The sequence below is a fragment of the Bradyrhizobium sp. G127 genome (genome assembly GCF_021502575.1).
GTDB lineage: Bacteria > Pseudomonadota > Alphaproteobacteria > Rhizobiales > Xanthobacteraceae > Afipia.
In genome coordinates this window covers 819,664-844,796 of sequence record NZ_JAKFGN010000001.1, presented here as the reverse complement: position 1 = coordinate 844,796, position 25,133 = coordinate 819,664, and the positions used below count along the sequence as shown (strand labels likewise).

The window sequence follows — 25,133 nt, the reverse complement described above, 5'->3', positions numbered from 1 at the left end:
GAATCGCGGCCTCATATCCTTGGGCCTGCAACACGTTTCTTGGTGCGGGTTGCAGTACAATCTAGGTGCGGACCCCCTCAATGCCAAGGGAACCTCGCGGGACTATTTAACGCATCTTAATGCCATTCCGGGTGAAATAAGGGCGGCTTACCCGGGCTATTTCAACAGTGGTTAAGGCAAACCAGCCCTCCGCCGCCCCCTTGGCGGAGCCGGCACGATATGGATGCGGCCTTTGTCGATGCTGATGACCGCCCCGGCCAGCGTCTGCTTGAAACGGAACCGCCCGCCCGCGTTCTTTGCCCTGGCCGCCGCCTCATCAATCGCCTGCACCAGGGCCTCAACCTTGCCGAGTTCAGCTGGCCCCTCATGACCGACACGATTGATCGCGCGCAGCAAAAGCCTCACCCGGATTTCGTCGGACAGCGCGATAAAGGCCGCCAGTTCGAACCCGCTGCCCGGATTGATGCTCGCCAGATAACGCAATGCACCATCCGTCATAATCTCCAGCGCCGCGTTGGCGCGGGCAAGACGCGATGCGAGCCGCGCCAGACTGCGCGCGTCGGCCCCTTCGGCCGCCAGCGCGGGCATCAGCGCACGCAGCCTTGGGCGCGTAAAACGCGGATCGCGGTTGGTGGGATCGTCGGCAAAGGCAATGCCGGCTTTTTGAAGCGTGGCGACCAGCCGTGATTTCGGCACATCCAGGAACGGCCGCGCCAGCACCATGCCTTCCCGATCCGACTGCCGCGCCATCGCTGCCAGTCCGGCAATGCCGCTGCCGCGCGACAGCCGCATGATAACGGTCTCAGCCTGGTCGTCCCGGGTGTGCGCCGTGAAAATATGCGATGCACCATGACGCTGCGCGGCGCGAACCAGCAGCCGGTAGCGCGCATCACGCGCGGCCGACGGCACGCCGGTCTCCGGTTTCGCGCCGGACCAGCGAACGGTGCGATGTTCGATCTCCAGCGCCTTGGCGAGACGCTTGACGTCGCGGGCCTCCCGGGCGGCCTCCTTGCGCAGGGCATGATCGACCGTGACCGCCACCAGATGCGGCGCTTTTTTCAACGTCCGCCGCCAGCGCGCGGCAAGCCACATCAATGCAACGGAGTCCGGGCCGCCGGAGATCGCCAGCACAATCGCGGGCGCGGTTTTCCACTCGGCAAACAGGCCCCGCGCTTCGGCGGCGGTGATCGGTGGCTCGTGAAGCCTGGATTTGATCCTGGACGACCGAGACTTGGACGACCGAGATTTGGACGAGTCAGATTTGGGCATAGCGCTATCGGGACATCCGGATTCCGATTTAACGGATGATGCCCCAAAACGCGTCTAAAGTCCTCGCACCAAATCCGGCGCGAACCCTATCCTCAGCAGCCCACCCGCTTCTGTTCGCGGGTAACGCCCTGCTTCACCCCGTTGGAGGCGCGCGGATATTTCCGGTTGATTTCGCCGAACGCGGCGCAGGCGGCTTCCTTCTCCTTCAGCGCTGCGAGCGACTGACCGAGCCGGAGCAGCGCGTCGGGCGCCTTCGCCGACGTGTCGAACTTGGTGGTGACGCCCAGAAACGCTTCGGCGGCGTCGCGGTATTTCTGCCGCTGGTACAGGCTTTCGCCGAGCCAGTACTGCGAATCCGGCAGCAGTGGATCGGTGGGATATTTAACCGCGAAGTTTCGCATCGTCTCTTCGGCGAGCGCATAATCCTTGCGCTGGACGTATCCAATACCGAGATCGAACTCGTCCCGCGGCGTGGCCGACGGCGGCAATGTGGTCAACGATGCCGTGGTATTCGGGGCAGGCGGGGTCTGGCGCTGTTGAGTCGGCGCGCCGCTACCATAGGGATCGCGAGGGCGGCCGACATTCGACAGGTCAAGGGGCTCGCCCGCATCACGTCCGCCCGGCGCGCCAACCGGAGCCTCCGTGACAGGAAGTTGTCCACCGCCCAGCGCGCGCGGCACACCGGGGGCATTCGGATTCCGGCTCGGATCGAAAGCGTCACCGCGGCGTCCACTGCTGGCGACAGGCGCGGCAATCACCGGTGGCGCTTCGCCGACAACAGGTGGCGCCGCTGGTGCCTGCTGGTAGCCGGGATTTTGCTGATAACCCGGGTTCGGCTGAACCTGCGGTGCGACCGCCGTGCCGGGTGCGGCAGGACGCGCCGCCGCAGCCTGATTGGCGGGAGCCGGCTGCGCGCCCTGAAACGCCCGCAACTGCTCTTCGAGCTGGCGGTTGCGATACTGCAATTCCTCGTTCTGGCCGGTCAGCGTGCGCAGCTGGTTTTCCAGCCGCTCAATGCGGATTTCGGGATCGATGTCCTGCTGCGCTGATGCGCTGACAGGCAACCACAAGGGCGCGGTCAAGAGAACCGCACAGGCGAAAATTTGAAATCTGGATAACATTTTGACCCAAGAGAAAAAGGGGCATCGCTTTCAAAGCGACCAAGACTGACCGGTTCAGTACGCCAAAAATATGGCTTCCGACAGCTTGAAAATAAGCACCAAAACAAAAACGGCGCCCGAAGACGCCGTTTCCAAAGCTCTCGATTAAAGCCTTACGAACTGGCGTTCAGCACCGTCACCGCACGGCGGTTCTGCGACCAGCACGAGATGTCATTGCACACCGCGACCGGACGTTCCTTGCCGTAGGAGATCGTGCGCATGCGGCCCGAATCGATGCCGCGCGATGCGAGGAAACTGCGCACCGACTGCGCGCGCTTGGCACCCAAAGCGATGTTGTATTCCCGGGTGCCGCGCTCGTCGGCGTGGCCTTCGATCGTGAAGGAATAGCGGTTGTATTGCTGCAGCCACTGCGCCTGCTTGTCGAGGGTGGCGATCGCCTGGGGCGACAGCTCGGTCTGGTCGCTCTCGAAGAACACGCGGTCGCCGACATTCACGACGAAATCCTGCTGGCTGCCCGGTACGGCCGCGCTCGCCATGGCGTCGCCGCCGACTCCGGTCTTGTTGGCGCAGGCACCCATCGAAAGTGCCACGGCCAAGACCGCTGCCAGCTTCAATCCCTGGAGGATACGCATTTGATGTTTCATTCCGGAGCCTCCACGCTCTGGTTTTAAGGACAGCACCCGGTCTACAGCGGCTTGGTTAAACGAACGTTCCGTCAACCTTGATGAGGCGTTGCCGAACCCCCTCAAATGCTGACCATCGGGTAAAACACGCACGAATGGTTAATGCGGTATGAATATGGCGCGATGGTGAATGTGCCAAGCAAAAAGGGCCCCGCAGCTGGCTGGAGCCCTTCATTTTGAGGAAAATTCTGTATCGCCCACCCGCCGCCCGGCGGGACTCGCCTCAGGACCGCGGGGCGATAGTTGCGTTCTTGAACGGAAACTCCGGCAGGGTCACGACGGTTGAGTCCGGCTGCTGCTGGCTTCGCTCGAACAGTTTGCGGCGCTCGAAGAAGCTGGAGCGGAAATACGGATAGCGCTCGAACACCCGATCGCGCATCGCGGGATAATCCACCGCCATCAGGCAAATTGGCTTAATCAGCCCGGGATATTCACGAGGCCCGCTGATCGGCTTGTGCAGAAATACCCGGCGGTAGAACGCCTGATGCTCCGAACGAACGCTCGCAAGTCCGACATCGGCTTCGAAGTATTCGCAGGCAACATAAGCGAGCCGAAGCGTCATGTAAGGCAGTTCGGGAAAACGCGTCTCGCGATCCGGGTCTGCGACGAAGCGCGTCGGGTCCACCAGAACCTTGCCCTCGGCGAGTTGAGGCCTGATCAAGTCCGGAAACACATCGAGCGACGGACAATCCGGCATCTCCGGCGAAGCCACCGTGATGCGGAGCGAACTCATCAGCACCCCGTCGAAATAAACTCCGAAGACCCAGGAGTTCGGCATGTCGTCATAGCGGTCGTGGACCATTTCGCTCGGGTTTGGGGCGACAGCTCCCTCTTCACGATATGCGCGATAGCGCAACCGGTAGATTTCTTCCCGGTCAGCAGGCGTTTCAGCCAGCCTGTAGTCCACCGCATCGAGAGGAAATCTGCTGCGTTCGGACGAACGACCGGACGTTTGCACTGCTGAGATCATATTGCTGCTCCGACCGACCGGAAACGCCTGCGCCACTATTTTAGAGGTTAATGGTTTCTTAACCCCAGAGCAAAGTGTAGCCGGAATTAACCTTAACCCCGATGCCGAATCTGCAATATTCTTCCACATCGGAAGCATGGCAGCGTTGCCTGAATTTGAAGGTGGGCTATCGGCGGCGCGCGCCTTAGCGCTGCGTCTGACGGAGGGGCACAACGGTCTTCGTGGCGGACGCGTGCGAGGCTTTCAGCAGTTCGCGCACACGCGTCGCCGGAACGGGCCGGCTGAACAGATAGCCTTGCGCTTCGGTGATCGTCCCTTCGGCGCTAATCAGTTCGAGTTGCTCGTTGGTCTCGATACCTTCGACGACGACGGTCATGCCGAGGTCGGCGCTCAGGCGCGCGACGCCGCGCAGCAGCGTCAGCGGCCGCTGGGTGTTGATATCTTCAAGGAAGGAGCGATCGATCTTCACCTTCTGAAGCGGGAAGTTGTGGAGATAGCTCAGGCTCGAATAGCCGGTGCCGAAATCGTCGAGCGAGATGCGGACGCCCGCCTCGCGCAGTTGTGCCAGCACGTCGAGCGTCCACTGCGTGTTGCGTAACAGCGAGGATTCGGTGATCTCGATTTCCAGCCGGTTCGCGGGCAGACCCGACACTTCAAGCGCGTAGCGGACTTCGGTCATGACGTCGCGCTGATGGAATTGCTGCGGCGAGAAATTCACCGCAACGCTGACCGCCTCCGGCCATTTCATGCATTCCATGCAGGCCTTGCGCAGAATCCAGCGCCCCAGGTCGACAACGAGACCCATGTCTTCGACGACCGGAATGATGTCGGCCGGCGATACCGATCCGCGCGTCGGATGATTCCAGCGCAGCAGCGCTTCGCAAGTCGAAATCCGTCCCGACTTCAGATTGACCAGCGGTTGGTAGTACAATTCGAATTCCTCATGCGCGAGCGCATGGCGCAGATCGAGTTCGAGCACGCGCCGCGCTTCGACGGTGTGCGCCATTTCCTCTCGGAAGAAGCAGAAAGTGCCGCGGCCGTCGGCCTTGGCGCGATAAAGCGCCATGTCGGCATTCTTCAGCAGGACGTCGACAGAGACGTTTGGCGAGGTGAGAGCGATGCCGATGCTGGCGCCGATCTCGACCAGATGCTGATCGATCTCGTAGCGTTCGCTTAGGCGATCGACAATCCGGCGCGCCAGAGAGGCGGCATCCTCGGCGGAATGGATCCCGCGCTGGAACACGATGAATTCGTCGCCGCCGAAGCGCGCGACAAAATCCTGCGGACGCAGCAACCGGCGCAGCCGCGCCGTGACCGCGCAAAGCAGCTTGTCGCCGCTGGGATGGCCGAGCGTATCGTTGACCTGCTTGAACTGATCGAGATCGATGAAGAGCAATGCCGACAGCGGCGCGTCGCCAAACGGCGCTGCCAGCAGCTTCTCGATCTCATCGCGGAAGCTGACGCGATTGGGCAGTCCCGTCAGTTCGTCGACGCGCGCCATATGGCTGATCTTGGCCTCAGCGTTGCGGCGCTCGGTGATGTCGTCCACCAGAACGACGGTGCCGCCGCCCTCCATCGGTTGGAAGGTCCAGGACAACGCGCGCTCGCCGGAACCGCTCGCGTCGATCGTGACGATCTCCCCGGCGCGCGATGCCTCGACTTCCGCCATGATGGTCTTGCCGCTCGCCACCGAAAGCGTGTTCGCCGCAACCGCATCCGATACGATATCGCGAACCGTCACATCGCCGTGAGTCAAATCCCTGTTCAGTTTCATCATGTCGGTGAAGGCCCGATTGACCACCACGATGTTGCCATCCGGGTTGATCATGTAGAGGCCGTTGGGCATGTTGTTCAGCGCGGTATCGAACTGCGCGGCGATCGACGCCTCGCGCTCGTTGGCAAGCAGCGCTTTGACGAAAATCGAATGCAGGCTCAGGTTGATGTCCTTCAACCCGAAAAAGAACAGCACCAGCAGTCCCGCCAGCCCGAGATGGTAGGGATCGCCGTGCACGGCGAGCGCCACAGACATCGGCCCGCAGGACAGCAGGATGTGAAGCTGGACAATGCGCGGACGGCCGTAGTTGCGCGCGGCACCGCCGCCGGTATAGGCGATGGTCACCGTCGTGCAGAGCATGTGGGCGATCGGATCGTCGGTGCCGAGCAGCACCAGCGCGCACCAGAGACCGAGCACCCCGGCGTAAAGCATCGCGCCGACCATGTAACGCGGCTCGAAATCGGCAGCCTGTTCGGGGGTGAGAACCGTGGTGCGCTTCTCGTATTTGCGCATCTGGATCGCGCGCGCGATACCGATGGTGATGATCAAAAGCGCGCACGGCCAGATCGGAGCGTAGCCGGTCTTGAGCGCCGTCATCAAAGCCGCGGCAGCCGCACAGATGGCCCCGAACAGCATCGCGAAGGAATTCTGGCACATCGAATCGACCAGCGCCGCGTAGATCGACGGCGACAGAGTCTCTTCGTTTTGGCTCTTCTTCCGATGAAGCAATTGCATGGGCGCGCGCACGTCCTTTGGACGCCCAGCATTACCCGCCGCTGATGAAGTCTTTCTGAGCGAACATCGTTAACGATTCCTTGACCCGCTCATGACGGCAGAAAATATGCCCGTGAATTCAGCACGCTAGGTAAGGATTGCCGGGTACGCTACTGGTGCAGAACCGCCGCTAACGTCTCGTTTACGATAGCAGCGGCGACCACGCCGGATCGGAGGCAAAGCCCGGCGTCGGCACCTTCTGTTCATTGCGGCCGGAAATATCCACCGTGAACAGCGACGGTCCGCCTCCCCCCTCGCGGAAAAACATCACGACGCGACCGTTCGGCGCGAAGGTCGGCCCTTCATTGTGGAAGCCTGAAGTGAGAATGCGCTCGCCCGAGCCGTCCGGCTTCATGATGCCGATGGCGAACTGTCCGCCGCCCTGCTTGGTGAAGGCGATGTAGTCGCCACGTGGCGACCAGACCGGAGTCGAATAGCTGCCTTCGCCGAACGAGATGCGCTGCGCCGCGCCGCCGCCCGCGCCCATCACGTAGATCTGCGGCTTGCCGCCACGATCGGATTCGAAACAGATCCGGCCGCCATCCGGCGCATAGGACGGCGAGGTGTCGATGGCCGGCGTATCCGTGAGACGCGTGGTCGACTTCGAGCGCAGGTCCATCACGAACAGGTTCGAGTTGCCGCCCTGCTGCAAGCTCATGATGATACGCTGTCCATCGGGCGAGAACCGCGGCGAAAACGACATGCCGGGGAAATTGCCGACGATCTCACGCTGCCCGGTCTCAACATTGAACAGATAGACCCGCGGATCGCCCTGACCATATTCCATGTAGGTGATTTCCTGCGTGGATGGCGAGAACCGCGGCGTGATGACGAGGTCCGCGCCGCGCGTCAGGTAGCGCACATTGGCGCCGTCCTGATCCATCATCGCGAGCCGCTTCACGCGGCGTTCCTTCGGACCGGTCTCGTCGACGAATACCACGCGGCTGTCGAAATAGCCTTTTTCCCCGGTGAGGCGCTCATAGATTTGGTCTGAGATGATGTGCGCGATGCGCCGCCACGATTCCGGCGAGGTGAAATACTGCTGGCCCGTCAACTGCTGCGCCTGGGGCACGTCCCAAAGGCGAAACTCGGCCTTGAGGCGGCCGTCGCCCTGCCGGGTGGCGCGGCCGGTCACAAGCGCCTGGGCGTTGATCTGCCGCCAGTTCGCGAACTGCGGCGGCACGTCGATATTGGAAATGCGCTCGATGAAGGCCGCCTGATCGATTGGCGCGAACAGTCCGCTGCGCCGCAGATTGTTGGTGATGACTTGCGCGATGCCGGCAGCCACCTCGCCGTCGCCTTGCGTGCCGGGAACGAAATTCGGGATAGCGATCGGGATCGGCTGGAAATTGCCTTCGGTGACGGTCACGCGCGCCTGCGCCAAGGCTTTGCTGACGGGTGTCGCCAGCAGCAGTCCGGCGGCGGCCGCTCCCGACATCACCTGCCGGCGAGAAAATTTCAGATTGGTCGTCGCGCTCATCGCCAGCAACCGGGCCTGCAACTCGTCGTGATCTCGCATGCTCATCCAAACTTCATTCTGGCGATGACGCCGTTTCTAGTATGCAGGGCAGGATCCCATCCAAAAGCCGGTTTCCGCTTTTCGGGATCACGCCGTCACGAAAACTTTTCGGTAAAGGCCGGCTCGAAGAATTTCCATTCGTCGAAATAAGCCGCGGGCAGGTTATAAGGCTGACACTCGATGATCGCGCGCTGCGCGCTCTCCTGATAAACGCGGAAATACGGAGTCGACTGGCCCGGCAGCGGCACCGGCATGGTTTCGAGCGTGCCGTCACGCTTCAGCTTGATGGTGAAGACCGCCTCGACCTTTTGCGCCTCGACACCGCCATAAGGCTTCTTCCAGCAACGCTCGACCTGTTGGCGGAACATCGCCCCCCATGTCGCCGAATTGTCGGCGGCGGTCCCGCGCGCCGTTCCCAGCGATGCCTGCGAGTTGATCGCAGCGCCAGTGATGGATGCGCGCGACGGATCGCGTTTGTCGAGCAGCGCCGCGATCTTCGACTGGTCGAACACGCGTTCGGCTTTCTGCTTGTCCGGTGGGGGCGTCGAGGCCTTGACCTGCTGTGGCTTCGGAGGCTTCTTCGCCTCCTCCTTCTTCAAGGCTTCCGCGATCGGATCGACCTTGGCCTGATCCGGCTTTTTCTCCGCAGGTTTCTGCTCTTCCTTCGGCTTGTTCTCTACGACAGGCTTCGGCGGATCGGGCTTCTTCTCGACCGGCTTTTCCTCGGGCTTGGGCGTCGGCGGAGGCGCAGCCTCGGTGACCACCGGCGCCTTCTTGTCGTCGATCTTGCCGACCGCGTCGTCCACCGGTGGCTTGGCCTCGGCGACCTTCTCTACCAGCGGCTTCGGATTTTCCTTCTTGCCGGTTTTCATGCCGGACATGGCCTTGGCGAACTGATCTGCGGAAATGATATCGACCGGGACGGAATCCTCCGGCAGCGACTCGAAGGCCCGGGTCGAGAACGACACCATGCCCCAGCCGATCACCAGGGCATGTAAAGCGACAGACGCTGCGATGGTCTTGTCGATTTTCACGTCAGGTTCCCTGCTCGACCTCGGTCACCAGAGCAACGCGCTTGAAGCCTGCGGCGGACAGACGTCCCATCACGCGCATCACCGTACCGTAATCCACCTTCGTATCGCCGCGCACAAAGATACGCTCGTCCATGCCGCCGCGCGCTTCGGTGATTGCCTTCAATTTCGGCACCAGTTCATCGACCTTGATCTCGGTATTGTTGAGAAAGACCTTGCCGTTGAGCTGGACGGACAGTGTCAGCGGCTCCTTGTCCTGATCGAGGCTCTTGGCCGCCGTCTGCGGCAGATCGAGCGGCACGCCCACGGTGAGCAACGGCGCCGACACCATGAAGATGATGAGCAGCACCAGCATCACGTCAACCATCGGGGTGACGTTGATCTCGGCCATGACGTTGGCGCGGCGATAACGGCCACGACCGCCGGACGACCCGCCTCCCATGTTCATGCCCATAACCGGTTCCCCGAAGTCGAGATCAAGTAGTTGCAGTTCACGCGCGCTCGTCGATCTGGCGCGACAGGATCGCCGAGAACTCGTCGGCGAAACCCTCAAGCCGCTGGGCCTGCCGGTTCACCTCTGAGGTGAACTTATTGTAGAAAATTGTCGCCGGAATTGCGGCGATCAGGCCGATGGCGGTGGCAAATAGGGCTTCCGCGATACCCGGAGCCACCACCGCCAGCGAGGTATTCTTGGACGCTGCAATGGACTGGAAGCTCGACATGATGCCCCAGACCGTGCCGAACAGGCCCACGAAAGGGCTGGCCGATCCCACCGTCGCCAGGACCAGCAGCCGGCGGTCCAGCCGCTCGACCTCGCGGGCGATCGACACGCTCATCACCTTGTCGATCCGCATCTGAAGGCCGGCGAAGGACCGGGAATGGCTCTCAAAGGACCGCTTCCACTCGCGCATCGCCGCGACGAACAGCGCCGCCATCGATTGCGTCGGCTTCGCAGCCAACGCGCGATACAGCTCGTCAATAGACTGACCCGACCAGAATGCCTGCTCGAAGCGGTCCATTGCCTTTTTGGTGCGCGAATAAAGGATCATCTTGTCGATGGCGATGGCCCAGACCCATACCGAGCAGGCCAGCAGTCCGAGCATGATCGTTTTGACGACGAAATGGGCATGCCAGAACAGCGAGATCAGCGACACGTCAGCGGAGGCCAAGGGCAACGCCGACTGCGCCACGTCTGCTGGATTCATGATCGGTATCCTCTCAAGGCGATTGTCCCAAAATTCACGCGCGACCGCCGTATGGTCACGGCCATCGGCCAAGCGACCGCCGCAGCGAAAACGCCGACGCTGCCGATCGCCCCGTTCCGGTCTCGTGTCGCGTGGGGTGGCCTGTCCCAAGGAACCCGTCCAAGGCCGGGTCCTGAATCCCCTGCTAACGTGTCAAAACGAGGGCTGCCGGTGCCACTTTAGCCCATATAACCAAACGCTAATCATGGTTAAGGCGGAGTTACCGCGTGCGCTTCCAGACCGGAATATGGCTTTGGTAGCCGGGGCCTGTGACACGGCGGCGACCGGTTAGCGTCATCCCCGGCTAGGGCCGGGAAGTTCCCGCAGCCGCCGGACCAGCGACTTGAGCAGTTGCGGCGACAGGTAAATCGGGAACTGAGCCAGCGCGAAATAAAGCCAGGTCAGCCCCGGCAGCACGCCGTCGGTCCCGGCCAGCATCAGGCCCATGTTGCGCTGGGACGCCATCAGCCCGAGCGCCAGCGCGCGCTCCTGCCCGGCTTTCCGGAACATCAGCGCGGTTGCGCCCAGCAGAATTGCGAAGATCACAAAGGCGAGTCCGGTCAGGAGAAGCACGCCGACCGGATCGGCCCAGAAGCTCGCGCCCACCGTGCCCATCACCGCGCTGACGAACACCAAGAGCACCAGAATATTGAAGCCGTCGATCGCCTGCCTGTGGCGCGTGATCGCGTCCACGCCGGCAAGGCGGCGGATCACGGCGGCGGCGAGGATCGCTCCCGCGAGGATGGCGAACAGTTTCACGCCTAACGCCAGCGGTGAAAGTGTCAACGTGCCGCCAAGGAACACATAGGCAAACAGCGGCGCGCTGAGCGGCACCAGCGCCGTGCTGGTCACCAGCGTGATCAGCACCAGTGTCGAATCCAGCCCCATCAGCGCCACCAGCGCGGGCGACGCCATCATCGGGGAAGCGACAGCTTGCAGCATCAGCCCGAGAAACAGATCGGGCGACGCCTTGTCGAACCCCGTCACCACGCTGCCGATGCCGAACAGCAGCGGCACAATGAGCGCGCTCCACACCGTCGCGGCTATCACAAGCATCGGGCGCGCGAGGTACCCGCGCATGGCGGCGACGTCCACACGCATGAACGAAATCACGAGCAGAACGAAGACCGCCTCGGTCACCCAGGGCTTGAGCAGCGCGCCAAGCGGCGGAATGGCAATGCCGATAAAAACCAGCGCGGCGATGGCGCGGGTGCCTTGCCGGCCGAGCCACGCGAGCGCTGCCACGGGCAGCGGCAACGAAGTCTGCGGATTTGCAGGCATGACGTCTTTCGGAAAGCGCGAGAGAAAGCGGGAGAAGAAGCGACGGGCGGACCAGCGCTAACGCGAGGACCGGCTTACCATCTGCCGTTGCAGGAAACGGATCGCCACCAGCGGCGGCGAAGTGAGGTCACGCGCTCGATCATGCCTCATTGATACGCATCCGGCCTGCGATGGCAACGGCAAAGACTACGGCCAACTGACGAGGCGATCTGCGCATAAAACAAAACCGCCCGCCTGTTCGACAGGCGGGCGGCTTCGCGAGCCACTGAGGGAGACGGGGGCGTTATCCCTGCTGCGGCTGATCGTTCGGCGGCGTCGGGCGCTGCTTGTGCTGCGCCATGAAGGCGTCGAACTCTTCCTTGTCCTTGGCGTGACGCAGGCGGTCGAGAAAGTCCTTGAACTCGGTCTGCTCTTCCTCGAGACGGCGCAGCGTCTCCATGCGGTAGTCGTCGAAGGCACGGTTGCCGCTCGACGGCCCATAGAACCCGCGGCCCTCCATGCGGCTGCGCATCCGCTCCATCTTCCACTGCATACGCTCCATCTTGTCGGCAAAACGGCCGTGACGATCGTGAGACCAGCAACCCATTTTTCTGCTCCAGAATGAATAAGCGAGAGCGGCCAGACCGAGCGGCCACCAGATGATGAAACCGGCGACGATCAGAATGATGCGTCCGGGATGAAAGCCCGGCCGCCAGTCGTGCCGCGATTCGAAGTTGTCGTGATGCGGTCCGGCCCAGGCAGGGCGGCCCCATCGGTCGAGCTGTGCAGTTTCTGCGGTGTTCGCCATTGGCGTCCTCCTAGGGTTTCACGCTTCCGTGAATGTAAATAACATTTACATAGATAAATCATCCAACGTTTTTGTCAAGCGGAGTGGGTGTCGCAGGCCCGAAATTATTTCGGAGGCGTGGACGGCGGCCGCTGGTCGGTCGGGAACCCGAGACCTTTCAGGTAGATCAGCACGCCAGCTTCCAGCAGGTCTTCCGGCGACATTGGCAGCTTGCGACGCGACGCGTCGCCACGCCCGAACAGCGACGCGATGCCGTGGGACATCGACCAGATATGGAGGGCCATCATGAGGGCCGGCGGGCGCGGCACATGGGGCGGCGCCATCGCCACCAGCCGCTCGGAAGCGGCGCGAATGACTGCAAAAGCGCGCTCACCAGCGAGCAGCAGAGCCGGATTGCTCTCCAGCGGAATGCCCGATTCAAACATCGCCGAATAATAAGCGGGATTTTCGCGCGCGAAGGCGAGATAGGCTTTGCCGACCCGCTGAAACGCTGTTGGCGTATCGGGGCGACCATCGTCCCACGCGGCGGTAAGTTGCGCCTCGAACTGCTCGAAGCCCTGCTGTGCGATGCTCGCCAGCAATTCATCTCGGTCGCGGAAATGGCGATAGGGAGCCGCCGGACTGACGCCCGCCGAACGCGCCGCCTCGGCGAAGGTGAAGCCGCCCGGCCCCTTCGCGGCAATCAGATCGAGCGCGGCCTGCACCAGCGCTTCTTTCAGGTTGCCGTGATGATAGCCGCCTTCGCGGCGGCCGCGGTTCTTGTGCCAGCTCATCTGTCGATCTTGCTCATGTAAAGTTCTTTTACATGAGTTGCCAGCGGGCGTCACTAGCGCCGCAGAACGCTCTTAACGCGCTTTAGGCCCACAGATCAGATCGATTGTGCCTGCAGCGATGGCCTCCAGGTCGGCACGCGGCACACGGGCCCGCGACCGAATCGCCAGGGCCTCCACCGTCGCGGCGCCGATCTGCGCCAGCACCTGAACATTTACCGTTGACGGCAACTCGCCGCTTTCCACCGCCGCCTGAAAGCGCCGGGCGAGCGCCCGTTGGGTCGAGCCGAGCGCCCTCTGCACCAGGGGGCGAATTTCCGCATCGGCCATTGCTTCCGATGTCGCAGTCATCACCGTGAAGCAGCCGCGCGGTCCGTTCTCGCCCGCGAGGTAAACATCGAGCGCGATAGCATAGATTTTTTCCAGCATCTGCCGTAGCGTCAGCGCCGGATCGAAGGCAGGTGCAAATCTCTCCGCCATCTCGGCGCGATACCGCTCGTAGGCCTTGAGAAACAGATCGCGCTTGTCGCCGAACGTCCCGTAAAGGCTCGGCCGGTTGATGCCCATCGCCTGGCTGAGATCGTCGAGCGAGGTCGCGGCGAAACCGCCATCCCTGAACGTGTTCATCGCCTTTTCCAGCGCGGCATCCGGCTCGAAGGCGCGCGGACGGCCGCGCTTCTTCGGCGCGGCTGGCGGCGCGGCAGCAGTTCTTTTCTTTTTTTGTACCATATCGCAAATAATTCTCTTGACCGTATTTAATTTATGCGGAACGGTATAAAAATCAAGAACGCCGGGACTCGGTCAAGGAGACACATCGTGGATCTCTATTTCTCACCATTGGCCTGTTCGATGGCAACCCGCATCGCGCTTTACGAGATCGGCGCCGACGCGTGCTATCTGGAGGTCGATCCCAAATTCAAGAAAGTGCTGCAGGACAATTCGGACTTCCTGCCGATCAATCCGCTTGGCCTGGTGCCGACGCTCCGCACCGACGATGGCGCGATTCTCACCGAGAACGCCGCGATCTTGCAATATGTCGCCGACCGTTTCCCGGATGCGGGTCTCGGATCAGCCAACACCATCGACCGCAGCCGGTTGCAGCAGTGGCTGTGCTTCATCGGCACCGAACTGCACAAGGGCCTGTTCCTGCCGCTGCTCGACCGGAAGGCGCCGGCAGAAATGAAAGCCTATGTGCTGGAGAAATACCTGTCGCGGCTCGATGTCCTGAACAAACACCTGGAAGGCCGCGAATTCCTGCTCGATCATTTCAGCGTGGCCGACGCCTATCTCGGCACCGTGCTGAACTGGACCACCGCAATGCCGGCAATCGATCTTGCGAAGTGGGCGGCGATCAACGCGTACCTGACCCGCTTCCGAGCGCGGCCGAGCGTGGCGAAAGCACTGGCTGAAGAGCTTGTGCTGTTCAAGGCAGAAGTCGCCCGCCACAAGGCGGCAGCATAACCGACACGGACCTGAAGGCAACTTAAAGCGGCGGCGCATCCCCTCGCGTCGCCGCTATTTTTCAAATAGCCGACGCTCCGATTCCTTGAGCGCACGCGAAAACACCTTTGGATCATCGAACGCGCGCGCGATCACCAGCGCGCCCTGAATTTCCAGCACCGCGTGTTCGGCCTTGCGCCGCGCCGCGCCCTTCTCGTCGCCCAGACGGCGCAGCGCCGCCGCCAGCGCATCGACCCAGCCAACGAAATAGGTCTTCACCTTGGCAGCGAAAATGTCGCGCGACGCACCGAGCGCAACGACTCCGACAAGACACACACGTTGCCCGGAGCGGAAGTAATCATCCGTCGCGGCATACATTGCGGCGATGCCTGTCGCCGGATCGGCCGACGCGCGCAGCGGCGTGTAGATGTGATCGACGAACCAGCGGTCGATGGAGGCCAGCACCTCGTCGGCCATCTGCTCCTTACCGCCGGGAAAGAAATTGTAGAGGCTGCCCTTGCCGAGGCCCGTGGCTTCCGAAATCCGCGCAAGCGTTGCACCCTCATAGCCGTGGCCGCGAAACACTTCCGCGAGCGCGGTCAGAAGTCCCTCGCGCCCGGCGTCCCCCATGGACGCCGCTTTGTTCGCAAGTTTCTGCTCACGGACCGCAACCCGTTTCCGTTCAGCCACCTTTCGGCACCGGAGCCAACCCCGGATAATCCGCGGGCCGCGGGCCCGGCGCGGGCCAATGGAAGCGCCGCTCCGGTTCCTTGATCGCGACATCGTTGATGCTGGCTTCGCGGCGCTTCATCAGGCCGCTCTCGTCGAACTCCCAGTTCTCGTTGCCGTAGGAGCGAAACCAGTTTCCGGCACCGTCATGCCATTCATACTGGAAGCGCACCGAGATGAAATTGCCGTCGAATGCCCACAGATCCTTGATCAGGCGATAGTCCTGCTCCTTCGCCCATTTGCGGGTGAGAAATTCCACGATCGCGGCGCGACCCCGAAAAAACTCCGAGCGATTCCGCCAGATGCTGTCCTCAGTATAGGCCAGCGACACCTTGACCGGATCGCGTGAATTCCAGGCATCTTCCGCCATGCGCGCCTTCTGCGCGGCGGTTTCTCTTGTGAACGGCGGCAGCGGCGGACGAGACATCAGGCAACTCCAATTTGTACCGACAAGTACAAACTTGTACCAGCCAGTACAAATCGTCAAGCATCAAGCCGGCTGCAGAAAGAATAAACTTTGAGCAGTCAGGCCGCGTCCTGATCGGCCTTCATGGCGAGGCGCAGCGCCTTCGGGATCGGCCGGGCGCGACCGCCGGAGACGAATGCGACCTTGACCCGCGCCTCTACCAGCATGTCGTCACCGCGCCGGACTTCCTGCGCCAGCGTGATCGATGCGCCCCTGATCTCGGCGGGCACTGTCACAATGTCGAGCACATCGTCCATTCGCGCCGGCTTGAGATATTCGATCTGCATCGAACGCACGACAAAGGCAAAACCCGGCGCCTCGTTCTGCGCTTCCGCAAACAGCGCGTGCTGATCGGCCCCGAGCAGCCGCAGATAATTGGTACGTCCCCGCTCCATGAAGCGCAGATAATTGGCGTGATAGACGATGCCGGTGAAATCGGTGTCTTCGTAATAAACGCGCACCTGCATCACATGCCGGCCGTCGCGGATCGATCCGTCGAGCATATCCAAACCCTGTCTAGTCATCGTCCTGCTCGAACATGCCGAACTGCGCCGGATCGCGCGACGGCTCGGCAAGACCGAGATGCTTGAACGCATGCGATGTCAGCAGCCGCCCGCGCGGCGTGCGTTGCAGGTAACCGCACTGAATCAGAAACGGCTCGATGATGTCCTCGATGGCATCGCGCGGCTCGGACAGCGCGGCGGCCATTGTCTCTACGCCCACCGGCCCGCCACCGTAGTTCATCGCAATGGTGGTCAGATAGCGCCGGTCCATGGCATCGAGCCCGGCCTTGTCCACTTCCAGCGCGCCGAGCGCGTTGTCGGCGATCTTGCGGTCGATGGCATCGGCGTCCGCCGCGGAGGCAAAATCGCGCACCCGGCGCAGCAGCCTGCCCGCGATGCGCGGCGTGCCGCGTGCGCGCCGTGCGATTTCGTTGGCCCCGTCCGGCGTCATGCCGATATTGAGCACCCGCGCGCCACGCGTCACGATCTTTTCCAGTTCGTCCTCGGTGTAGAAATTCAGCCGCACCGGAATGCCGAAACGATCACGCAACGGATTGGTAAGCAGCCCTGCCCGCGTGGTCGCGCCCACCAATGTGAACTTCGCCAGATCGATCTTCACCGAGCGCGCCGCGGGACCTTCGCCGATAATAAGGTCGAGTTGGAAATCCTCCATCGCCGGATAGAGCACTTCTTCCACCGCTGGACTGAGTCGATGAATCTCGTCGATGAACAGTACATCGCGCTCTTCGAGATTGGTGAGCAATGCCGCAAGATCGCCAGCCTTGGCGATCACCGGCCCTGACGTGGCGCGGAAGCCGACGCCGAGTTCGCGCGCCACGATCTGCGCCAGTGTGGTCTTGCCGAGACCCGGCGGTCCGACGAACAGCACATGGTCGAGCGCTTCCTTGCGCTTGCGCGCCGCATCGATGAACACCTGCAGATTGGCGCGAGCCTGCTGCTGGCCGACGAATTCGGACAGGTTCTGCGGGCGCAGCGAGGTATCGCCGATGTCGTCGGCGCGGCGCTCGGGGGTGACGATGCGGGGCGAGTTCATGGCGTATGTTTAACCCGATGCAGCGGGCGGGCAAGCCACCAACAGAAACTGGCTGCGAGAAACCCGAGAACGGCCAGCATGGAAAACAGCGACATCGCCTGCGCGGCCGACTGCACGCTGGGCAGGATCAGCGCGGAGGATTCGCTCGGCCTGATGAACATGCCGAACGCCACGAAACCGGCAATGGCGGCGAAAGCCGCCAGCCACGCCATCCAGATGGCATTGAGGTCTGCGTAGATCGCCGACCATGCGAAAATGATTCCGGCCGCGAACGACGGCAGAAACGAGGCAAGAATCGCGATCGCCGCCAGCAGCCATGCCGCGAACGACGCGACGGTGCGCAGCGCGTCGATATCGGCCACTGCGAGCAGCAGTTGCAGCAACGGCGCGCCAAGGACGATGACAAGCAACAACACGATCCCAGCAATCGTCAGCGGCCCGGCCACGGTGAAGATCGCGACGATGCTGATAAATTTCCCGGCGCGCCTGAAGCCACGCGATGCGTCGCTCTCGCTACCGGTCACTTCGACAATTCCTTCAAACCGAGCCGGATCAACTGCGCCGTCTCGGCGGTTTCGCCTGCGCTTCGCGAAGCCGCGGCAATCGCTGCCGCCGCCTGCGGCTGACCGTAGCCGAGATTGACCAAGGCCGAGATCGCATCGGTGACCGGACGCGGCGCGCGGTTGTCATCGAGCGCGCCGGACAGGTGCACCACCGCCGGATCGAGATTGGTGAAGGCCGGCGTTTTATCTTTCAGTTCGGTGACGATGCGCTCGGCGACTTTCGGGCCGACGCCCGGCGTGCGCGCCACCGAGGCCTTGTCGCGCAGCGCAATGGCGTTGGCGAGATCCTGCGGCGGCAGTGTGCTCAGCACCGCAAGCGCCACCTTCGCGCCGACGCCCTGCACGGTTTGCAGCAGCCGGAACCATTCGCGCTCCATGTCGGTGCGAAAACCGAACAGCTTGATCTGGTCCTCGCGGACATAGGTCTCGATGGAGAGCACCGCCGCCTCGCCCGGCGGCGGCAGCGCCTGTAGCGTTCGCGCCGAGCAATGCACCTGATAGCCGACGCCCTGCACGTCGAGGATCACATAATCCTCACCGTAGGAATCGATCAGGCCTTTGAGTTTTCCGATCACGGGTTATGCCTGCCGGGTCGCGATGGCCGCTGCGGCACCTGCCATCACGCCACCACCGACGCGGTTGAGCAGCTTCATCGCCCGCGAACTGCGAAACATCTTGCGCGCCCTTGCCGCCGCCAGTGCGTATCCACCGAGCACGAACACGAGCACCACGGCAATGATGGCGGCAAGCTCGGCATAGCTGACAAGATCGACCCGCGACACGTCAATGAGCGTCGGGGTCAGCGCGACATAGAACGCAATGGTCTTGGGATTGCCGAGCGTCAGCAACAGTCCGCCCACAAAGGAGCGAAGCGGCTGGCCATCGACATTATCGGCCGCATTCACATCGACCGGTGTCGCCGGAGCGGTCCAGAGGCGATACGCGATAAACAGCAGGTAGGCCGCACCGGCATATTTGATGACGGCAAAGATCATCTCAAAGCTGTTCGCAACGAACGACAGACCCAGCACCGCGATCGCCAGCCAGGTGATATCGCCCAGCACAATGCCGGCGATGAAGGCCGGCACGCCTGCGGTGCCGCGGCCGATCACGCGCGCAAGAATCGCCGCGATCGCGGGACCGGGCGAAGCCGCCGCCACCAGGATGGCGAAGGCAAAGATCGTCAGTGCGGTTATCGTCATTCCAAATTCCTTGTGGCCGCTATCTTCGCACCGAACGCGCCGCGCCGCCACCCGTACGGCTGCACCGCTTTAGCGGATTGCCGCAACCTTCAGCTTCAGCATCGCACTCTGGCGGTGATGGGCATGGGTAATCGCAATAGCTAATGCGTCGGCAGCGTCGGGCGTCCGCGGATCGGCCTTCGGCAGCAGCACCCCGAGCATGACGCGAATCTGGTTCTTGTCGGCATGGCCCGCTCCGACCACCGTCTTCTTGACCTGGTTCGGCGCATACTCCGCGACTGCAATTCCGAACATCGCCGGCGCCAGCATGGCGACGCCGCGCGCCTGACCGAGCTTGAGTGTGGACGCGCCGTCCTTGTTAACGAAAGTCTGCTCGACCGCAGCCTCCGCAGGCTTGAAGTCGCCGAGCACGCGGACGAGACCCTCATGAATCGCGAGCAGTCGTTCTGCCAACGGCGAGGCCTCGCGCGACTCCACCGAGCCACAGCCGACATAGATCAGCCGGTTGCCATCGATGTCGATCACGCCCCAGCCGGTCCGGCGAAGGCCCGGATCGATCCCCAAAATGCGGACAGGTGAGCGAATCGGCAAAGATGTCATGAAGCCATGATACCGCCGGGCGAGTCGCAAGCCCAGCGGAGCACCACCGGCTTTAGGCGTTCATCTTGGCCGCAAGCGCGTCGGACACTTCGAAGTTCGCATAGACGTTCTGGACGTCGTCGTGCTCGTTGAGAAGGTCGAGCAGCTTGAACAGCTTTTCCCCGGTCTCGTCATCGACCGTGATGGTGTTCTGCGGCTTCCACACCAGCGCCGCCTTGCGCGGCTCGCCGAACTTCGCTTCCAGCGCCTTGGCGACGTCACGGAACGTGTCCGGCGAGGCGTACACCTCGTGTCCATCCTCGCTGGACGCGACATCATCCGCGCCAGCCTCGATCGCGGCTTCCAGCATGGCGTCGTCGGACGCAACCGTGGCGTCGTATTCGATCAACCCGACGCGATCAAACATGAAGGAAACGGAACCCGTTTCGCCGAGGTTGCCGCCCGACTTGGTAAAATAGGAGCGGATATCGGAGGCGGCGCGATTGCGGTTATCGGTCAGCGCCTCGACGATCACCGCGACGCCACCGGGGCCGTAGCCCTCGTAACGCATCTCATCGTAGTTCTCGCCGTCGTTACCGATGGCCTTCTTGATCGCGCGCTCGATATTGTCCTTCGGCACGTTTTCCGCGCGCGCCGCGGTAATCGCGAGGCGCAGGCGCGGGTTCATGGCGGGGTCCGGAGTTCCGAGCTTGGCGGCGACGGTGATTTCCCGCGCCAGCTTGCCGAACATCTTGGACCGCATGGCATCCTGTTTGCCCTTGCGGTGCATGATGTTCTTGAATTGGGAATGTCCGGCCATCGGGGGGGTCTCTCGGGCGTCAGTGCTGAATTTGCAGGGTCTCGTGATTCGCGGGCATCGTTCTTGGAACAACCCGGCGGGGCGGCGTTATAGGCCGGGAACGGCCAAATTTAAAGGCAGAAGCCCGATTTTTGGTACATCGATAGGGGAAACGGTGGGTCCGCCCAGTGAAAGTTAACCGCGACTTCACGCCGGAATGAGACACTGCCTATCTATTACTCATATATTTCAGAGAGCCCTCATGGCGTTCGGTCTTTTTCGGAAGCGGCAGCCAGAACAGGCCATGCCCGCTATTGCCTCTGAAGCTCCGGCACTCCCGGCGCCGGAACCTGCCGCGGCGTCGCATCACGACTCTGCCCGCGAGATTCTGGAACTCCTCGAACTCGAACTGGTCGCCATGATTCGCCAGCTCGAGCGCGCCGCCACCTCCGTGGCGAGCGGCGCGCAATCCACTGCAACCACCCTCCACGCCATTCGCCATCGCGCCGACGCTCTGACCGACCGCACCAGCGACGCGCAAGCCACCGCGGAAACCTTCTCGCAGGCTGCGGAAAAATTCACGCAATCGGCTCACGGCATCGGCGCCCAGGTGCGCGACGCCAGCAAGCTCGCGGACGAGGCCAGCGCCGCGGCGCGCGAAGCCGGTGCGAATGTCGAGCGGCTGCGCGAATCCTCGGCAGCGATCGGCAACGTGGTCAACCTGATCGCGAGTATCGCCAAACAAACTACGCTGCTCGCGCTCAACTCTACGATTGAAGCCGCGCGCGCGGGCTCCGCCGGCCGTGGATTCGCCGTCGTGGCCTCCGAGGTGAAGGCGCTGGCGGTGCAGACCCAGAGCGCGACCGAAGAGATCAAGCAGAAGATCGACGCGCTGCAGCAGGACGCGGCGACGTCGTTCGACGCGGTGCACCGGATCACCGCCGCGATCGATGCCATCAAGCCGGTGTTCGCACATGTCAACGGCGCGGTGGCCGAACAGACCGAAGTCACCGGCGAGATCGCGCAGAACGCAGCGTCGGCTTCGCAGTTCATCGTTTCGGTCGGCACCAGCAGCGCGGAAATCGACACCGCCGCCAAGGAAGCTGAAACCCACGGCGAGAGCGTCGCACAGGCCGGCAAGGCCGTAACGATGTTCGCGGAAAAGCTGAAGACGCGCTGCGCGGTGCTGCTGCGCCAGAACGAAGGCGAGGAGCGCAAGGCCGAGCGGATGCCGTGCCGCCTTCACATCGAGATCGCGGCACAGCCGTCTCCGATCAAGGCCGAGGCGCTCGAACTCTCCATCGCCGGGATTCTGATTTCCGGTGCGGAGGCCAATGCCCTGTCCCAGAATCAGGTCGTGCGGGCAACGCTGCAAGATATCGGCTCCTGCGAGGTTCGGGTGACCGAGCGCACGCCTGCGGGAGTCCGCGCCGAATTCGTTTCGCCCGATGCCACGCTCAAGGGAAAGATCGAGGACAAGGTCTGGAGCATCCACGACGAGAATACAGAATTCGTCACACGGGCGATGGAGGCCGGCGACACGATCACGAAGATATTCGAAAATGCCGTCGCGAAAGGCGACATATCGATCGAGGATCTGTTCGACGAAGATTACATCAAGATCGAAAGCACCGATCCAGTGCAGCACCGCACCCGCTTTCTCGGTTGGGCGGACCGGGCGCTGCCGGAATTTCAGGAAGCGTTCCTGGCCAAAGATCCGCGGCTCGCCTTCAGCGTCGCCATCGACCGCAACGGCTATCTGCCCGTGCACAACAAGATCTATTCGCAGCCGCAGCGCATGGGCGACGTCACGTGGAATACGGCGAATTCACGCAACCGCCGCATCTTCAACGATCCCGCCGGGCTCGCGGCAGGCCGCAACATCCGTTCCTACCTGATCCAGAGCTACGCCCGCGACATGGGCAACGGCACGACCATCATGATGCGCGAGATCGACGTGCCGATCCGCGTCAACGGCCGGCACTGGGGCGGATTCAGGACGGCCTACAAAATCTAGGGATTACCAGAAATCCGGCACGGCCCGATCCAGCATCGGGCCGATGCGCACGGGCGCGACTCGTTCGGCAAGGCCGGTCGCATCGTCGGTTTCCACCGCAACGCCGCTCAAGGTCGCGACGCCCTCCGCAGGCTCGAAGCGCCCGGCCGGATAGCCGCGCAGGAAGCGTCCGATCGGTTCTTCCCGATCCATCCCGATGATCGACTGATAGTCGCCGGTCATGCCGGCGTCGGTCATGTAGGCGGTGCCGCCCGGGAGAATCCGGTGATCCGATGTCGGCACATGGGTGTGAGTGCCGACCACGAGACTGGCGCGGCCGTCGCAGAAGTAGCCAATGGCCTGCTTCTCGCTCGACGCTTCGGCGTGGAAATCCACCAGCACAGCATCGGCGGCTTCGCGCAACGGACAGGCGTTCAACTCGCGATCGATGATGGCGAAGGGATCGTCGAACGGCTGCATGAAGATGCGGCCGATGCCGTTGATGACCAGCGCGCGCTTGCCGCTCTTGGTATCGACCAGCGCGGCGCCGCGACCCGGTGTGCCCGGCGGAAAATTCGCCGGGCGGATCAGACGCGGCGCGCGCTCGATGAAAACCAATGCCTCGCGCTGATCCCACGAATGATTGCCGAGCGTGATCGCATCCGCGCCCGCCTCAAGCAGTTCATGATAGATCGCCTCGGTAATGCCGAAGCCGCCCGCGGCGTTTTCACCGTTGACCACGACAAGATCGAGTTTCCAATCACGGACAAGGCCCGGAAGGGTTTCGTTCACGGCCATGCGGCCGCTTCGTCCCACCACATCACCGACAAACAGGATACGCATGTCTTACATACTTCCTAGGTTCATTGATTTAGCAAACTTCTGCTCAAGCAATGGAAAATCATCGTTGATACTCAGGAAGATGCTTGAAACCTCGTCAGCCATCCTAGCTCGCGCCTCGCCGTTATCGATATTTTCGAGTATCCGATTTTTGGACCGAAGCAACTCTGCGCGCTTTCTCACACTTTCAACGTATTCTGTAACCTCTTTGTCGAAGACAAATTCTGACCCAATCATTCCCTGCCAAAACTTCCGAAGATCATCGTTCGTCGCATCTCCATGCTGGATGACAGAAATCATAAATTCACGAAAGACAACAAAATAGGCGTAGCGCTTGTCGAAAAGATCGAGGCGAAGCCTGTCGCGCGCTGTGCTCCATTGCTTCCAAGCAAAGTAGGCAGTGATTAACAGTGCGGCGAGCGCGATTATAGAAGGCCCAAGCGCCTGCGCGATTTGAACAGCATATGGAAGCGGAAATGACTGCACGTTACAAACTCCGCAGATCAATCAGCCCGCGTTCCGTTAGCACACAATCGAGCTGCTCGTCGTGGGGAAGTCGCGGCACCGTCTCGATTTCCTGCACTGCAAAAGCGAGACCGATCACCGTGATTTTTTTGGACGCGCGAAGGTTTTGCAGCGTGCGGTCGTAGTAACCTCGGCCATAGCCGATGCGATGGCCGGCGCGGTCGAAAGCGGCCAGCGGTACCAGCACAATGTCAGGATCGACTTCGGGCGCGTCGGACGACGGCTGGAAAATTCCGAACGGCCCGCGCACCAGTCCCTCTCCCGATCGCCAGGCGCGAAAGATCAGCGCATGATCGCGCGCGATAATCACCGGCAGGGCAAGGACAGCGCCCTTCCCGGCAACTGCGTGCATCAACGGAAAGGGATCAAGCTCGGTATTGATCGGCGAATAGCCCGCGACGATCGTGTCCGGAGGAAGTTCGACCGGCAACGGTGAGCCGGCGATGGCTTCGGCCGCATCGGTCCGGGCCTTATCGCTCAACGCGTCGCGCCGCGCGAGCGCATCGCGCCGAAAGTCGTTCTTCAGATTTGCGAGGAATTGGTTTCCATCCACCGGCTTAAGTCCCTGTCATTCACTCACTGCGCGACAAGAAGCCGGAAGCCAAAATAAAAGTGCGAAGCCACGATGGCCGTTGAAGCACTCGATCCCGGAGCACCTACGAAAGTAGGTGGGCACCATATGATCGGGTCCACGGACCCGGCCAGGGACAGTTCCCTAAAGGATCGATAAGGCCCCGGGGATATTATGGCTTCTGACGCGCGACGCAGCCTCGCCAAACCAATGTAGTCACGATCACGGCGGAGCGCCAGCCATGCCGCTGCGATTGACTTCAGCCGATCGCGATGCCGTTGCGTGGCGGACGATTAAGCGCCTGGGTCATCTTTTCGATGCGGTCGGAGGCCGAATTCAGCGCATTGGCCACCGCCGACTGCGTGGCACGGGCGCGATCCGCCGCCACCACGCGGACGTCGCGCAATGCGTTCAGTTCTTCCTCAAGGCCCCGGATGCGCTGTCCGGCATCAACCAGTTCGTCGGCGACGGTCAAAGCCGCCATCACGGTCAGGCGCTGATCGCCGATTTCGCCGAACTTGCCGCGCAACCCGGCGATCCGCGCCTCCAGGCTCTCGGCCAGCCGCAACAGACGGTTCTCCTGCCCGGCCTCGCAGGCCATCCGGTATTGCCGTCCGTTGATCACGACGTTGATGTGACTCAT

28 protein-coding genes and 1 other RNA gene are annotated in these 25,133 nt (G+C 62.3%); 2 read left to right on the top strand and 27 right to left on the bottom strand.

Translation table 11 applies throughout. The features are described 5' to 3' along the window. Positions 1-171: 171 nt before the first annotated feature. From tilS to LVY71_RS03995, 13 genes are all read right to left on the bottom strand, one after another. Entirely contained in the window at positions 172-1,269 is a 1,098-nt protein-coding gene (gene tilS, locus LVY71_RS04055) for a tRNA lysidine(34) synthetase TilS (protein WP_235098419.1), read from the bottom strand. Between the two features lie 92 nt (positions 1,270-1,361). Beyond that, on the bottom strand, positions 1,362-2,390 hold the full coding sequence (gene ybgF / locus LVY71_RS04050) for a tol-pal system protein YbgF (protein WP_235098417.1): 1,029 nt from the start codon (positions 2,388-2,390) through the stop codon (positions 1,362-1,364). Positions 2,391-2,542: 152 nt separating this feature from the next. Further along, complete coding sequence (pal, locus tag LVY71_RS04045; protein WP_235098415.1) at positions 2,543-3,034, bottom strand: peptidoglycan-associated lipoprotein Pal; 492 nt, start codon at positions 3,032-3,034, stop codon at positions 2,543-2,545. Positions 3,035-3,296: 262 nt separating this feature from the next. Next, entirely contained in the window at positions 3,297-4,043 is a 747-nt protein-coding gene (locus tag LVY71_RS04040; RefSeq protein WP_235100013.1) for an N-acyl amino acid synthase FeeM domain-containing protein, read from the bottom strand. A 184-nt stretch (positions 4,044-4,227) separates the two neighbouring features. Beyond that, complete coding sequence (locus tag LVY71_RS04035; protein ID WP_235098413.1) at positions 4,228-6,552, bottom strand: putative bifunctional diguanylate cyclase/phosphodiesterase; 2,325 nt, start codon at positions 6,550-6,552, stop codon at positions 4,228-4,230. Positions 6,553-6,733: 181 nt separating this feature from the next. Beyond that, the gene (gene tolB / locus LVY71_RS04030) at positions 6,734-8,071 is read right to left on the bottom strand and encodes a Tol-Pal system beta propeller repeat protein TolB (protein ID WP_235100012.1); all 1,338 of its coding nucleotides are present in this window, start codon (positions 8,069-8,071) and stop codon (positions 6,734-6,736) included. 134 nt (positions 8,072-8,205) lie between these two features. Then, positions 8,206-9,144 carry a cell envelope integrity protein TolA gene (gene tolA, locus LVY71_RS04025; protein WP_235098411.1) on the bottom strand — a complete coding sequence of 313 codons (939 nt, stop codon included), beginning with the start codon at positions 9,142-9,144 and terminating at the stop codon, positions 8,206-8,208. Between the two features lies 1 nt (position 9,145). After that, positions 9,146-9,595, bottom strand: a complete 450-nt coding sequence (tolR, locus tag LVY71_RS04020) for a protein TolR (RefSeq protein WP_235098408.1) — start codon at positions 9,593-9,595, stop codon at positions 9,146-9,148. Positions 9,596-9,632: 37 nt separating this feature from the next. Then, a complete protein-coding gene (gene tolQ / locus LVY71_RS04015; protein ID WP_235098406.1) occupies positions 9,633-10,346 on the bottom strand; it encodes a protein TolQ in 714 nt (237 codons plus the stop codon). Positions 10,347-10,679: 333 nt separating this feature from the next. Next, entirely contained in the window at positions 10,680-11,666 is a 987-nt protein-coding gene (locus tag LVY71_RS04010) for a Na+-dependent transporter (protein ID WP_235098404.1), read from the bottom strand. Positions 11,667-11,949: 283 nt separating this feature from the next. Continuing rightward, complete coding sequence (locus LVY71_RS04005) at positions 11,950-12,453, bottom strand: DUF2852 domain-containing protein (RefSeq protein ID WP_235098402.1); 504 nt, start codon at positions 12,451-12,453, stop codon at positions 11,950-11,952. Between the two features lie 104 nt (positions 12,454-12,557). Further along, the gene (locus tag LVY71_RS04000) at positions 12,558-13,226 is read right to left on the bottom strand and encodes a TetR/AcrR family transcriptional regulator (protein ID WP_235098400.1); all 669 of its coding nucleotides are present in this window, start codon (positions 13,224-13,226) and stop codon (positions 12,558-12,560) included. Positions 13,227-13,298: 72 nt separating this feature from the next. Next, positions 13,299-13,952 carry a TetR/AcrR family transcriptional regulator gene (locus LVY71_RS03995; RefSeq protein ID WP_235098398.1) on the bottom strand — a complete coding sequence of 218 codons (654 nt, stop codon included), beginning with the start codon at positions 13,950-13,952 and terminating at the stop codon, positions 13,299-13,301. An 87-nt stretch (positions 13,953-14,039) separates the two neighbouring features. On the opposite strand from LVY71_RS03995, the gene LVY71_RS03990 reads away from it, so the two are divergent. Then, positions 14,040-14,684 carry a glutathione S-transferase N-terminal domain-containing protein gene (locus tag LVY71_RS03990; protein ID WP_235098396.1) on the top strand — a complete coding sequence of 215 codons (645 nt, stop codon included), beginning with the start codon at positions 14,040-14,042 and terminating at the stop codon, positions 14,682-14,684. Positions 14,685-14,738: 54 nt separating this feature from the next. Here LVY71_RS03990 and LVY71_RS03985 read toward each other — a convergent pair whose 3' ends face one another. The 9 genes from LVY71_RS03985 to LVY71_RS03945 all read right to left on the bottom strand — a co-directional run bounded on the left by LVY71_RS03985 (position 14,739) and on the right by LVY71_RS03945 (position 20,579). Next, entirely contained in the window at positions 14,739-15,293 is a 555-nt protein-coding gene (locus LVY71_RS03985) for a TetR/AcrR family transcriptional regulator (RefSeq protein WP_235100011.1), read from the bottom strand. 52 nt (positions 15,294-15,345) lie between these two features. Beyond that, positions 15,346-15,819, bottom strand: coding sequence for a nuclear transport factor 2 family protein (locus tag LVY71_RS03980; RefSeq protein ID WP_235098395.1), 474 nt, complete (start codon positions 15,817-15,819; stop codon positions 15,346-15,348). A gap of 98 nt (positions 15,820-15,917) precedes the next feature. After that, complete coding sequence (ybgC, locus tag LVY71_RS03975; protein WP_235098393.1) at positions 15,918-16,361, bottom strand: tol-pal system-associated acyl-CoA thioesterase; 444 nt, start codon at positions 16,359-16,361, stop codon at positions 15,918-15,920. A 13-nt stretch (positions 16,362-16,374) separates the two neighbouring features. Continuing rightward, positions 16,375-17,415 carry a Holliday junction branch migration DNA helicase RuvB gene (gene ruvB, locus LVY71_RS03970; protein WP_235098391.1) on the bottom strand — a complete coding sequence of 347 codons (1,041 nt, stop codon included), beginning with the start codon at positions 17,413-17,415 and terminating at the stop codon, positions 16,375-16,377. After that, the gene (locus LVY71_RS03965; RefSeq protein ID WP_235098389.1) at positions 17,412-17,939 is read right to left on the bottom strand and encodes a hypothetical protein; all 528 of its coding nucleotides are present in this window, start codon (positions 17,937-17,939) and stop codon (positions 17,412-17,414) included. Before LVY71_RS03965 ends, ruvB begins: the two co-directional genes overlap by 4 nt. After that, positions 17,936-18,553, bottom strand: a complete 618-nt coding sequence (gene ruvA / locus LVY71_RS03960) for a Holliday junction branch migration protein RuvA (protein WP_235098388.1) — start codon at positions 18,551-18,553, stop codon at positions 17,936-17,938. The genes LVY71_RS03965 and ruvA overlap by 4 nt, the downstream gene beginning before the upstream one ends. Before the next feature lie 3 nt (positions 18,554-18,556). Further along, the gene (locus tag LVY71_RS03955) at positions 18,557-19,180 is read right to left on the bottom strand and encodes a LysE family translocator (RefSeq protein WP_235098386.1); all 624 of its coding nucleotides are present in this window, start codon (positions 19,178-19,180) and stop codon (positions 18,557-18,559) included. A 69-nt stretch (positions 19,181-19,249) separates the two neighbouring features. Then, positions 19,250-19,780, bottom strand: coding sequence for a crossover junction endodeoxyribonuclease RuvC (ruvC, locus tag LVY71_RS03950; RefSeq protein WP_235098384.1), 531 nt, complete (start codon positions 19,778-19,780; stop codon positions 19,250-19,252). Between the two features lie 52 nt (positions 19,781-19,832). Then, on the bottom strand, positions 19,833-20,579 hold the full coding sequence (locus LVY71_RS03945) for a YebC/PmpR family DNA-binding transcriptional regulator (RefSeq protein WP_235098382.1): 747 nt from the start codon (positions 20,577-20,579) through the stop codon (positions 19,833-19,835). A gap of 241 nt (positions 20,580-20,820) precedes the next feature. Here LVY71_RS03945 and LVY71_RS03940 point away from each other — a divergent pair, with 241 nt between their 5' ends. Next, complete coding sequence (locus LVY71_RS03940; RefSeq protein WP_235098380.1) at positions 20,821-22,575, top strand: methyl-accepting chemotaxis protein; 1,755 nt, start codon at positions 20,821-20,823, stop codon at positions 22,573-22,575. Positions 22,576-22,578: 3 nt separating this feature from the next. On the opposite strand, the gene LVY71_RS03935 is transcribed toward LVY71_RS03940, so the two are convergent. The 5 genes from LVY71_RS03935 to LVY71_RS03915 form a co-directional block, all read right to left on the bottom strand. Next, positions 22,579-23,397 (bottom strand): TIGR00282 family metallophosphoesterase, encoded by an 819-nt coding sequence (locus tag LVY71_RS03935; RefSeq protein ID WP_235098379.1) that lies wholly within the window; start codon positions 23,395-23,397, stop codon positions 22,579-22,581. A 3-nt stretch (positions 23,398-23,400) separates the two neighbouring features. After that, complete coding sequence (locus LVY71_RS03930; RefSeq protein ID WP_235098376.1) at positions 23,401-23,880, bottom strand: hypothetical protein; 480 nt, start codon at positions 23,878-23,880, stop codon at positions 23,401-23,403. A gap of 1 nt (position 23,881) precedes the next feature. Then, on the bottom strand, positions 23,882-24,472 hold the full coding sequence (locus LVY71_RS03925; protein ID WP_235098375.1) for a 5-formyltetrahydrofolate cyclo-ligase: 591 nt from the start codon (positions 24,470-24,472) through the stop codon (positions 23,882-23,884). 60 nt (positions 24,473-24,532) lie between these two features. Beyond that, positions 24,533-24,693: non-coding RNA, 6S RNA (gene ssrS, locus LVY71_RS03920), on the bottom strand. Positions 24,694-24,749: 56 nt separating this feature from the next. Next, the gene (locus LVY71_RS03915) at positions 24,750-25,133 is read right to left on the bottom strand and encodes a cell division protein ZapA (protein WP_235098373.1); all 384 of its coding nucleotides are present in this window, start codon (positions 25,131-25,133) and stop codon (positions 24,750-24,752) included.